We start from the raw sequence: 11,447 nt of genomic DNA on the forward strand, positions 1-11,447 counted from the left end.
ACCCAAGGGGCGCAGCCGTACGGCAGTTTGGTGCATTTCGTGGCATCGACAACTCGGCTTTGCGGCGCCGCCCGCCGCGTCGTCGCTCAGGCCTTGCGGCGGCGGCCCTTTCCGCCACGGGTCTGCTTCGGGGCCGGGGCGGCTCCGGCACCGCTTCCCATGGGACCCGAGGCCGGGTTCGACGGGCCCGGGGCCGCGCTTCCCGTCCGGCCCGTCGGCGTCGAACGGTCGGCGGAGACCACCAGGGCGGCGAGCGCGGTCGTCACCGGCACCGAGGCGACCAGGCCGATCGAGCCGACCAGGGTGCGCACGATCTCCTCGGCCACCAGCTCGCTGTTGGCCACCGTGCCCACGCTGCTCTGCGCGATCGAGAAGAGCAGCAGCAGAGGCAGCGCGGCGCCCGCGTAGGCCAGGACCAGGGTGTTGACGACCGAGGCGATGTGGTCGCGGCCGATGCGGATGGCCGCGCCGTACAGACCGCGCCAGCCCATCGTGGGGTTGGCCTGGTGCAGTTCCCACACGGCGGACGTCTGCGTCACCGTCACGTCGTCGAGCACGCCGAGCGAGCCGATGATGACGCCGGCGAGCAGCAGACCGCTCATGTCGATGGATGGATACAGGCCGTGGATCAGGCCGGTGTTGTCGTCCGTGTTGCCGGTCAGCGAGGCCCAGCCGATGAAGAGCGAGCCGAGCAGTCCGATGAGGAGCAGCGAGATCAGCGTGCCCAGGACCGCGACGGATGTTCGCGCCGTGATCCCGTGGCACAGATAGAGCGCGATCAGCATGATGGCGCTGGCCCCGATCACCGCCACGACCAGCGGGTTCGAGCCCTGGAGGATCGCGGGCAGGATGAAGAACGTCAGGACCAGGAAGCTCAACGCCAGTGCGACCAGGGCCATGACCCCGCGCATGCGCCCCACCACGACGACGGCGAGCGCGAAGATCCCGGCCAGCAGCGCCATGGGGAGCTTCCGGTTCACGTCGGTGACCGAGTACTGCAGCGCCTCGGGGGCGGTGGGCTCGTAGGCGACCACCACCTCCTGGCCCTGGCGCAACTGCCGCGGTGAGTCAGGCTGGACGATCTCGGTGAAGGTGCGGCCCTTGTCCTTGCCGCTGGCCACCTCGATCGTCGCCTTCTTGCAGACGCCCTCCGCGCGGGACTGTGCGGACTGCCCCTCGGCGGTGGAGGTGTCGCCGTTGGGCGGGGTCTGCGAGGCGTTCACGTCCTTGCAGGGGAGCTCCTGCACCTTCGTCACGTCGGCCGCCTGGGTCTGCCGGTCGAAGCCGACTCCGGTGCGCTCGTGGCCCGGTGCGCCACCGGGCCAGAACACCGCGAGCCCCACGACCACCGCGGTGGCGAAAGGAATCAGCACGGCGGCGATGACCTTGCGCAGATGCTTGGAGACGGGCGCGGCGGGTCCGTGGCTGTGGGAGTGCCCGTGCGGCTCGGGAGGCCCGTTCGGGACGGGCGGCTGGGACGGCGGCTCTGTGGTGGTCACTGCCCGATCATCGCAAGAACGGAGGGGGCCCTCTGTTCAGCGCGCCCGATAGGACGCTAGCGTGGAGCCACCTTTGCAATCGCGGGAGCTCGGAGCACCGGGCTGAGAGGGCGCTGAACTCCGTACGAAGCGGCACAAAAAGTGCACGAGCCGTACGGAATCCGCTGCGTCGACCGCCGAACCTGTTACCGGGTAATGCCGGCGTAGGGAGTAGGTCTCATGACCACATCGGACGCACGCACGCCTGCCTCCAGCAGCGACGAGAACGTCAAGAACGACGAGAACACCGTCGAGGCGGAGGCCGGGAAGTCCATCGGCTGGCACAAGGCGTATGTCGAGGGTTCACGCCCCGACCTGCGGGTGCCGGTCCGACAGGTGCACCTCACCAACGGCAAGGCCGTGACCCTGTACGACACTTCGGGGCCGTACACCGACGAGTCCATCGACACCGACGTCCGCAGGGGCCTCGCGCCGCTGCGCGAGAACTGGATCATCGCCCGCGGCGACACCGAGGAGTACGTGGGCCGCCCGCCCCGCCCCGAGGACGACGGCATCAAGCACACGTCGCCGCGCGGCGGCCTGAAGAACCTCGACGCGGTTTTCCCCGGCCGCCCGCGCCAGCCGCGCCGGGGCCGCGGCGGCCAGGCGGTGACGCAGCTCGCGTACGCCCGCCGAGGCGAGATCACGCCCGAGATGGAGTTCATCGGGATCCGCGAGAACCTCGACCCCGAGGTCGTGCGCGCGGAGGTCGCCGCGGGCCGTGCGGTGATCCCGGCCAACGTCAACCACCCGGAGATCGAGCCGATGATCATCGGCAAGAAGTTCCTGGTGAAGGTGAACGCCAACATCGGCAACTCCGCGGTCACCTCCTCCATCGAGGAGGAGGTGGACAAGATGACCTGGGCGACCAAGTGGGGCGCCGACACGGTCATGGACCTGTCCACCGGGCGCAACATCCACACCACGCGCGAGTGGGTCCTGCGCAACTCCCCCGTCCCCATCGGCACCGTGCCGCTCTACCAGGCCCTGGAGAAGGTCGACGGCCAGGCCGAGGCGCTGACCTGGGAGATCTACAAGGACACGGTCATCGAGCAGGCCGAACAGGGCGTGGACTACATGACGGTGCACGCGGGCGTGCGCCTTCCGTACGTCCCGCTGACCGCCAACCGCAAGACCGGCATCGTCTCGCGCGGTGGCTCGATCATGGCGGCCTGGTGCCTCGCGCACCACAAGGAGAGCTTCCTCTACGAGAACTTCGAGGAGCTCTGCGAGATCCTCGCGTCGTACGACGTGACGTACTCCCTCGGCGACGGACTGCGCCCCGGTTCGATCGCGGACGCCAACGACGAGGCGCAGTTCGCCGAGTTGCGCACCCTCGGGGAACTCAACACGATCGCCAAGCGTCACAACGTACAGACGATGATCGAGGGCCCGGGACACGTCCCGATGCACAAGATCAAGGAGAACATCGACCTTCAGCAGGAGATCTGCGAGGAGGCGCCGTTCTACACGCTCGGCCCGCTGACCACGGACATCGCGCCCGCGTACGACCACATCACCTCCGGCATCGGCGCCGCGATGATCGGCTGGTGGGGCACGGCGATGCTCTGTTACGTCACGCCCAAGGAGCACCTGGGCCTGCCCAACCGCGACGACGTGAAGACGGGCGTCATCACGTACAAGATCGCGGCCCACGCGGCGGACCTCGCCAAGGGGCACCCGGGCGCACAGGACTGGGACGACGCGCTCTCGGACGCACGCTTCGAGTTCCGCTGGGAGGACCAGTTCAACCTGGCCCTCGACCCGGTCACGGCACGGGAGTTCCACGACGAGACCCTGCCGGCGGAGCCCGCGAAGACGGCGCACTTCTGCTCGATGTGCGGGCCGAAGTTCTGCAGCATGAAGATCTCGCACGACATCCGGCGTGAGCACGGCGGCTCGCAGGACGAGATCGAGGCGGGCATGGAGCAGAAGTCCAAGGAGTTCGCGGCAGCAGGAAACCGCGTGTATCTGCCCATCGCCGACTGACCGGCGCGGTCCGTGGCGCTTCGGCGGTGCGTGGCGCTTCGGGCGGGCTTTCGATGGCGCCCGCCCGAGGCGGCCTCGCGTGCTACTCCGGCTTGTGGTCGGGGCCGCCGAAGTCCGGGCTGGAGAAGTCCGGGCTGGAGAAGCTCGGGCGCGGTCCCGCCGCCGGGCCGCCGTCCGGGCTGCTGAATCCCGGCCTGTGGTAGCCGAGGTGGGGCATGCGGCTGCTCGGCCCCGTCGCCGGTGTCCGAGCCGCGTGTGCCGCCCCGGGATCCGCGAGTGCCTCCCGCAGGAACGGCAGGAGGCCGCGCTCCAGGAGTGCCTTGGCCCAGGCTTCCCTGGCGCGCACCACCTCCTCGTTCTGTTCGCCGTACGCACCGGCCTGGAGTGAGGTGGAGCCGTTGCGCAGGGCCGTCAGGAGCAGGCCGATCGCGGCGATCAGGATGCCCCCTGCGGTGAGCGCGCCGAACAGCCATCCCGCGGTGAGCAGGGTGTCCGCGAAGGCGGGCTTGGGGTTGAGCATCTTCAGGATGTAGCCGACGAGCAGGAAGATCGCGGCGGCCGCCCCGGCGAGGACGGGTGCGAGCACCGCGACGACGGCGATGGCCCCCGCCCCCGAAGCCTGGGTGGTGACCTCCCCCATCGTGGTGGCGAGATGGAGGCCGCCGGAGCCGGCTTCCGCCGGGCCCTCGCTGCTCCGCTCGCGGATCGATGGTGCGGCAGATCCGTTTTCGCGCAGTTCTTCGCGGACCTTCACATAGTGCGTGTACTCGGTCGTGGCGGCGGCCGTGATCAGCGCAGTGGCGTTCAGCGCCATGGTGCGCAGCTGTTCTGGATTGAGCCGCTCGCCCATCGCGGCGAGATCAGGATGGTTCGGTGCGGTGCGCAGCGCCTCATCGAGGATCCGCTCGTACTCGGGGCGGTCCTCATTGAGCAGGTGTGGAGCGCTGTTCATGTGCATCCCCCGATGCTCCGTAGGGCTTGGGGCTCGCATGGCTACGAGCCGTCGGGCAGAAACGGAGGGGAGCCTGCTACGGATAAGCCGATGGTAGAGCCGTGACGGCACGCGGTGACAGGGGGTTTCCAGAAATAGGCCCGTCGGCCGACGTGATCGTGTAGAGGTGCACCTGCCCAGCGAACGCTCAGTTATCCAGGGGAAGTTGGCAGACCAGCAGTTTTCCGGCCATGGTCACGCCGCCGTCCATGGCGATGGCCAGGCCGCCTGCGTAGATGTGCGGTCCCTCGATGACCGGTCCGCCGCCGTCCGAGTCGTCCTCGGAGCCGACATCGCCGAGCAGATACGGGATGGGGCTGTGGCCATGGACGATGCGGTGGCCGCCGTACATGTCGAGGAGTTCGCGTACGGCGGAAGGGCCCGACTCGTCGCGGAAGGCGAAGCGCTTGGTGAACTTCCGGAAGAGGTCCCAGCACTCGTCGGCGTCGTTGCGCGTGAGGGTCTCGCGGACCGTGTCGTTCACGGCTTCGATCGAGTCGCCGTAATCCAGATAGGCGGTCGTGTCGGAGTGCATCAGGAGATGCCCGTCCTCCGCCTCGATCGCGTCGAGGCGTGCCATCCACTGCAGATGGTGGTCCTCGAGGCGCTCCATGTCGGTCTTCTGGCCGCCGTTCAGGAGCCAGGCGGCCTGGAACGTGGCAGTGCCCGCGCCCGAGTTGACCGGGGTGTCGCCGAACCGCTTCGCGCCGAGCAGGAGCAGCTCGTGGTTGCCCATCAGCGCCTTGCAGTAGCCGCCCGCAGCCGCTGCCTGTGCGGAAAGGCGCATCACGAGGTCGATGACGCCGATGCCGTCCGGGCCGCGGTCGGTGAAGTCGCCGAGGAACCACAGGCGCGCGTTGCCCGCGGACCAGTCGCCCTCCGCGTCGATGAGGCCCTGCTCCTGGAGCGCCGCGAGCAGCTCGTCCAGATAGCCGTGCACATCGCCCACCACGAACAGCGGGCCGTGCTCGTCGGACGCCGGGGCCTGTGGAGGCTCGGGCATGACCTGCACCTCCACTTGCACGGTGTCGCCGCGGTTGATCACGGGAAGGTCGCGCTGGGTGGGGGTGTAGCCGTCGTCCACCGTCCCGGGGGCCTCCCCCGGGACGACCGGCTCCGTCACGCTCCCCGAACCCCCCTGGACCGGACCGGTCTCATGGACGTACGCCGGAACGCGGAAGTCGCGCAACGTCGCCGTCCGCACATCGGGTCCCTGACCGGCCCCCTGAGTCATCGACCCCTCCACCACCATTGCGCCGCATCTGCACCGAGATCGGACTGCCTGGTCGCAGCGGCCCGCGGTGTCGTCCGCCCATCATAGGAATGCGGCTCGCGCTGTGTGGTGCACCAGGGGTGGTGAATCAGTGCTGAACCCCTGTTCACCGAGGTTTTCTCCCGAATTGGGTAGGGGTTTCCCCACAGATCACGACCGGGCCGTGCGGGGCAGTTCCAGTTGACGGGGGTTCTCCCCGCCCGGCGGCCCGCTCAACCGGGTCCCGGCGAGCGGGGTGGGCTGACCGTCGTACGCGGTGGACGTCGCTGGGACGAGGTGCGCACGATCAGCTCCGTCGGTATCACCTGCTCGACGGGCCGGCCCGAATCGAGGCCTTCGATGGCGTCGATGAGGAGCTGGACCACGGCCGTGCCGATGCGCCGCGGTTTGAGCGAGAGCGTGGTGATGGGCGGCTCGGTGGTGGCGTAGACGGTGGACTCGCTGCAGCACACGAGCAGCAGGTCGTCCGGCACACGCAGTCCGTACCGGCGGGCGGCCGCGAGGAGATCGGTGCCGTTCGGGTCGAAGAGGCCGTACACGGCGTCGGGCCGGTCCGGGCGGGCGAGCAGCCGGTCGGCGGCGACCGCGCCGGCACAGGGGTCGTGGGCCGGGTAGGACTCGTAGACGGGGTCCTGGCCGACGCGTTCGCACCAGCGCAGATAGGCGGTCGTGGACAGATGGGTGTACGTGTCCGTGGTGGTCCCGGTGAGCAGTCCGATCCGGCGGGCTCCGGCCGCCGCGAGGTGGTCGAGGATCTCCAGGACCGCCGCCTCGTGGTCGTTGTCGACCCAGGCGGTGACCGGAAGGGACCCGGCCGGACGGCCGTCGGAGACCACGGGCAGGCCTTGGCGCACCAGTTCGCTGACGACGGGATCGTGGTCGGACGGATCGACGACGACGGTGCCGTCGAGCGCGACGTTCGACCACACGTCGACCGGGCTGCGCCGGGAGGTGGCGGGCAGGATGACGAGGGCGTAGCCGCGGGCCAGCGCGGCCGAGGTCGCGGCTCTGGCCATCTCCGCGAAGTACGCGAATTCGGTGAAGGTGAAAGGTTCATCCCCGTACGTCGTCACGGTCAGGCCGATGAGGCCCGACTTGCCGGTACGGAGCGTTCGGGCCGCCGCGGAAGGGCGATAGCCCAGCCGTTCGGCGACCTCGCGGACATGGCGTCGGGTGGCGTCCGGAAGCCGGCCCTTGCCGTTGAGAGCGTCGGAGACAGTCGTGATGGAGACACCGGCGGCGGCGGCGACGTCTCTGATGCCCGCTCGGCTCTGCCGGTTGCCCCGGCGGGCGGTTTCTGCTCGGCTCACCTGGTGGTTCCCTGCTGCTGTCATGGCGAGCCGATAGTAGGGCTCATGAGGGTGGGTAGTGCGGACGCATATTCACTCGTTGACAGGCACGTTTCTGCATGGCCGAACTGGGTCAACTGCCTTGGATTGTAAGGGGGTTGAGGGGTTCTGGGGCGGGCGGTCCTTTGTTGTCGCGCACAGGCCTGCCAAATGAGCGATGTTTCGAAGAGGTCTCAACTCACCTTCACGGGTGATGCGCGCCACGGAGTGAGCCACGGGCGCGCGCCAGGAAGGGGAGCGCTCCCCCCTCTGTGCGCGCCTGGCGGAGCGGATACCCCTGACCCATTCGCAGCAGCGCTGAATCCTCATAAGGTGAGGAGTATTGAAGTCAGGGTGTTCAGATGTTCAGAGGAGGACTGCGGTGAGCGAGACGAGCCCGAGGCTGCGTGCCGAGCTGGAGGGTATCCCCACCTACAAGCCGGGGAAGCCTGCCGCGGCCGAAGGCCCGGCGGCCTACAAGCTGTCCTCGAACGAGAACCCCTACCCGCCCCTGCCGGGCGTCATGGAGAGCGCACTCGCGGCCGCGGGCACATTCAACCGCTACCCGGACATGGCATGCACCGGCCTGATGAGTGAGATCGCCGAGCGCTTCGGGGTGCCGGAGGCGCACGTGGCGACGGGTACCGGCTCGGTCGGTGTCGCGCAGCAGCTGCTCCAGGCCACGTCGGGCCCGGGGGACGAGGTCATCTACGCCTGGCGGTCCTTCGAGGCGTACCCGATCATCACGCAGGTGAGTGGTGCCACGTCGGTGAAGGTGCCGCTGACACCCGGGGACGTCCACGACCTGGACGCGATGGCCGACGCCATCACCGATCGGACGCGGCTGATCTTCGTCTGCAACCCGAACAACCCGACCGGCACGGTGGTGCGCAGGGCCGAGCTCGAGCGGTTCCTGGACCGGGTGCCGAGCGATGTCCTGGTGGTGCTCGACGAGGCGTACCGCGAGTTCATCCGCGATGCCGAGGTGCCGGACGGCGTGCAGCTCTACCGCGAGCGTCCGAACGTCGCCGTGCTGCGTACGTTCTCCAAGGCCTACGGCCTCGCCGGCCTTCGCGTGGGCTTCGCGATCGCCCATGAACCGGTGGCGGCGGCGCTGCGCAAGACGGCGGTGCCCTTCGGGGTGAGCCAGCTCGCGCAGGACGCGGCGGTGGCCTCGCTGCGGGCCGAGGACGAACTGATGGGCCGCGTCGGCTCGCTGGTCGCCGAGCGCACGCGGGTGGTCGAGACGCTGCGCGGGCAGGGCTGGACGGTGCCCGAGACGCAGGCGAACTTCGTGTGGCTGCGGCTCGGGGAGCGCACGTCCGACTTCGCGGCGGCGTGCGAGAAGGCCGGCGTGGTGGTGCGGCCGTTCGCGGGCGAGGGGATGCGGGCCACGATCGGTGAGACCGAGGCCAACGACATCTTCCTGCAGGCGGCGGAGGCGTTCCGCAAGGAGCTCTAGCCTTCGGCAGGTGTCGACGATGAAGGCCTCGGGGGTGCTCCCCGGGGCCTTCTCGCGTACCCCGGGCTGAAGGGACCCCTTCCCCGAGCCAAAGGGTCCCCCTTCCCCGGAGTAAGGGGGACCCCCCGTGTCGTGCCGACAGTCAGTACGACATAATGCTTGTGAATGTGAACGCGTTCACAAGCGTGTCCCGCTTGGTCCCGAGGTAAGTGGGATTAAAGGGGCAAACTGCCGATGTGATCACGGCCGTAAGGAGAAGTCGACGTGGATCTGGCTCTAGCGCCCGAGACATTGGCGCGATGGCAGTTCGGCATCACCACCGTCTACCACTTCCTGTTCGTCCCTCTGACGATCTCGCTGGCCGCCCTCACGGCGATCCTGGAGACGGCCTGGGTGCGCACGGGCAAGGAGCACTACCTCAGGGCGACCAAGTTCTGGGGAAAGCTGTTCCTGATCAACATCGCGATGGGTGTGGTCACCGGCATCGTCCAGGAGTTCCAGTTCGGCATGAACTGGTCCGACTACTCACGCTTCGTCGGTGACGTCTTCGGGGCGCCGCTCGCCTTCGAGGCGCTCATCGCGTTCTTCTTCGAGTCGACCTTCATCGGCCTGTGGATCTTCGGCTGGGACAAGCTCCCGAAGAAGCTGCACTGCGCGACGATCTGGATCGTCTCGGTCGGAACGATCCTCTCGGCGTACTTCATCATCGCGGCCAACGCCTGGATGCAGCACCCGGTCGGCTACCGCATCGTGGAGCGGGACGGCACCAAGCGCGCGGAGCTCACCGACTTCGCGAAGGTGCTCTTCCAAGAGACGACGATCGTCAACTTCTTCCACGTCATCTCGGCAGCCGTCCTGGTCGGCGGCGCGTTCATGACCGGCATCGCGATCTTCCACCTGCGCAAGAAGCAGCACATCCGCACCATGCGGATGTCGATGCGGCTCGGCCTGGTCACCGCGTTCGTCGGCACCCTGCTCACCGTGGTGAGCGCCGACACCCTCGGCAAGGTCATGTACGAGCAGCAGCCGATGAAGATGTCGGCCGCCGAGGCCCTGTGGGAGTCGGAGAAGCCGGCGCCGTTCTCGCTCTTCGCGTACGGCGATGTCTCCGAGGGCCACAACAAGGTCGCCATCGAGATCCCCGGGATACTGTCCTTCCTCGCCAAGAACGACTTCAGTTCCGAGATCCCCGGCATCAACGACCTCAACAAGGAGGCACAGGAGAAGTTCGGGCCCGGCGACTACCGGCCCAACATCCCCACCACCTACTGGTCCTACCGCTGGATGATCGGCTTCGGCGGGGTCTCGATGGCCCTGTGCACCGCCGGACTCTGGCTCACGCGGAAGAAGTTCTGGCTCGCGCCGGAACACCGCACGGGCGAGGACGACGTGCCGAAGCTCATGCTCACCAAGAACAAGGAGCTGGCGCCGAAACTCGGCAACTGGTGGTGGCGGCTCTCCCAGTGGACGCTGATCTTCCCCCTCATCGGCACCGCCTGGGGCTGGATCTTCACCGAGACCGGGCGGCAGCCGTGGGTGGTCTACGGCGTCCTGAAGACGAGGGACGCGGTCTCGCCGGGAGTTTCGCAGGGCGAGGTGATCACCTCGCTGGTCGTCTTCACCGCGATCTACGCGATCCTCGCCGTGATCGAGGTGAAGCTGCTGCTCAAGTACATCAAGCAGGGGCCGCCCGAGCTCACCGAGGCCGACCTGAACCCGCCCACCAAGATCGGCGGGCCGGGAGCCGGATCGGGCTCGGACAGTGACCAGGACGCCGACCGGCCCATGGCCTTCTCGTACTGAGGGAGTTGATCGACATGGAACTTCACGACGTCTGGTTCGTGCTGATCGCAGTCCTGTGGATCGGCTACTTCTTCCTGGAGGGCTTCGACTTCGGGATCGGCATCCTCACCAAGCTGCTCGCCCGTGACCGGACCGAGAAGCGGGTGCTCATCAACACCATCGGCCCCGTCTGGGACGGCAACGAAGTGTGGCTGCTCACGGCGGGCGGTGCGACCTTCGCCGCCTTCCCCGAGTGGTACGCGACGCTCTTCTCCGGCTTCTATCTGCCGCTCCTGATCATCCTGCTCTGCCTGATCGTGCGCGGTGTCGCCTTCGAGTACCGGGCGAAGCGGCCCGAGGAGAAGTGGCAGCGCAACTGGGAGCAGGCCATCTTCTGGACCTCGCTGATCCCGGCGGTGATGTGGGGCGTGGCCTTCGCCAACATCACACGCGGCGTGAAGATCGACGCCCACAAGGAGTACGTGGGCAACTTCTGGGATCTGCTGAACCCGTACTCGATCCTGGGCGGCCTGGTCACCCTGACGCTGTTCACCTTCCACGGCGCGGTGTTCGCCTCGCTCAAGACGGTGGGGGACATCCGGGCGCGGGCGCGGAAGCTGGCGCTCGGGCTCGGTCTGGTGACCGCTGTCCTGGCGCTCGGGTTCCTGCTCTGGACGCAGGCGGACAACGGCGACGGCAAGAGCCTGGTCGCCATGGTCGTGGCCGTGGTGGCGCTGGTCGGTGCCATCGGGGCGATCAAGATGGGGCGCGAGGGCTGGTCGTTCGCGCTGTCGGGCATCACGATTGCGGCCGCCGTCGCGATGCTCTTCCTGACGCTCTTCCCGAACGTCATGCCGTCGTCGCTGAACGAGGAGTGGAACCTCACGGTCACCAACGCCTCGTCGAGCCCCTACACCTTGAAGATCATGACCTGGTGCGCGGGCATCGCGACGCCGATCGTGCTGCTCTACCAGTCGTGGACCTACTGGGTGTTCCGCAAGCGGATCGGGACGCAGCACATCGCGGATTCAGCGCACTGACTTCCTGCTGAGTTCCTCGTGTTCTTCGCCCGTTGATCTCCCCG

The 11,447-nt window shown here is 68.1% G+C and carries 8 protein-coding genes; 4 read left to right on the forward strand and 4 right to left on the reverse strand.

What is annotated here, in order from left to right:
* Window positions 1–86: 86 nt before the first annotated feature.
* Window positions 87–1,499: a YibE/F family protein gene (locus AC5P1C_RS04765; RefSeq protein WP_493864371.1), complete on the reverse strand. Its 1,413-nt coding sequence runs from the start codon at window positions 1,497–1,499 to the stop codon at window positions 87–89.
* Window positions 1,500–1,718: 219 nt separating this feature from the next.
* Between AC5P1C_RS04765 and thiC the strand changes: the two genes are divergently transcribed.
* Window positions 1,719–3,527, forward strand: coding sequence for a phosphomethylpyrimidine synthase ThiC (thiC, locus tag AC5P1C_RS04770; protein ID WP_493864372.1), 1,809 nt, complete (start codon window positions 1,719–1,721; stop codon window positions 3,525–3,527).
* 82 nt (window positions 3,528–3,609) lie between these two features.
* Here the strand turns inward: thiC and AC5P1C_RS04775 are convergent, their stop codons facing one another.
* The 3 genes from AC5P1C_RS04775 to AC5P1C_RS04785 form a co-directional block, all read right to left on the reverse strand.
* Window positions 3,610–4,485, reverse strand: coding sequence for a hypothetical protein (locus tag AC5P1C_RS04775; protein ID WP_493864373.1), 876 nt, complete (start codon window positions 4,483–4,485; stop codon window positions 3,610–3,612).
* Between the two features lie 181 nt (window positions 4,486–4,666).
* Window positions 4,667–5,767 carry a metallophosphoesterase gene (locus tag AC5P1C_RS04780; protein ID WP_493864526.1) on the reverse strand — a complete coding sequence of 367 codons (1,101 nt, stop codon included), beginning with the start codon at window positions 5,765–5,767 and terminating at the stop codon, window positions 4,667–4,669.
* A 236-nt stretch (window positions 5,768–6,003) separates the two neighbouring features.
* Window positions 6,004–7,125: a LacI family DNA-binding transcriptional regulator gene (locus AC5P1C_RS04785; protein WP_493864374.1), complete on the reverse strand. Its 1,122-nt coding sequence runs from the start codon at window positions 7,123–7,125 to the stop codon at window positions 6,004–6,006.
* Window positions 7,126–7,501: 376 nt separating this feature from the next.
* Between AC5P1C_RS04785 and hisC the strand changes: the two genes are divergently transcribed.
* From hisC to cydB, 3 genes are all read left to right on the forward strand, one after another.
* Window positions 7,502–8,581 (forward strand): histidinol-phosphate transaminase, encoded by a 1,080-nt coding sequence (hisC, locus tag AC5P1C_RS04790; protein ID WP_493864375.1) that lies wholly within the window; start codon window positions 7,502–7,504, stop codon window positions 8,579–8,581.
* A gap of 264 nt (window positions 8,582–8,845) precedes the next feature.
* The gene (locus AC5P1C_RS04795) at window positions 8,846–10,384 is read left to right on the forward strand and encodes a cytochrome ubiquinol oxidase subunit I (RefSeq protein ID WP_493864376.1); all 1,539 of its coding nucleotides are present in this window, start codon (window positions 8,846–8,848) and stop codon (window positions 10,382–10,384) included.
* A gap of 14 nt (window positions 10,385–10,398) precedes the next feature.
* Window positions 10,399–11,403, forward strand: a complete 1,005-nt coding sequence (gene cydB, locus AC5P1C_RS04800; protein ID WP_493864377.1) for a cytochrome d ubiquinol oxidase subunit II — start codon at window positions 10,399–10,401, stop codon at window positions 11,401–11,403.
* The last annotated feature ends 44 nt before the right edge of the window (window positions 11,404–11,447 follow it).

The organism is Streptomyces sp. A18 (assembly GCF_059026065.1).

Excerpts from the sequence above, each read along its gene's own strand:
- thiC (WP_493864372.1), top strand. The coding sequence starts at position 1,719 with ATGACCACATCGGACGCACGCACGCCTGCCTCCAGCAGCGACGAGAAC.
- AC5P1C_RS04775 (WP_493864373.1), bottom strand. The coding sequence starts at position 4,485 with ATGCACATGAACAGCGCTCCACACCTGCTCAATGAGGACCGCCCCGAG.
- AC5P1C_RS04785 (WP_493864374.1), bottom strand. The coding sequence starts at position 7,125 with ATGACAGCAGCAGGGAACCACCAGGTGAGCCGAGCAGAAACCGCCCGC.
- cydB (WP_493864377.1), top strand. The coding sequence starts at position 10,399 with ATGGAACTTCACGACGTCTGGTTCGTGCTGATCGCAGTCCTGTGGATC.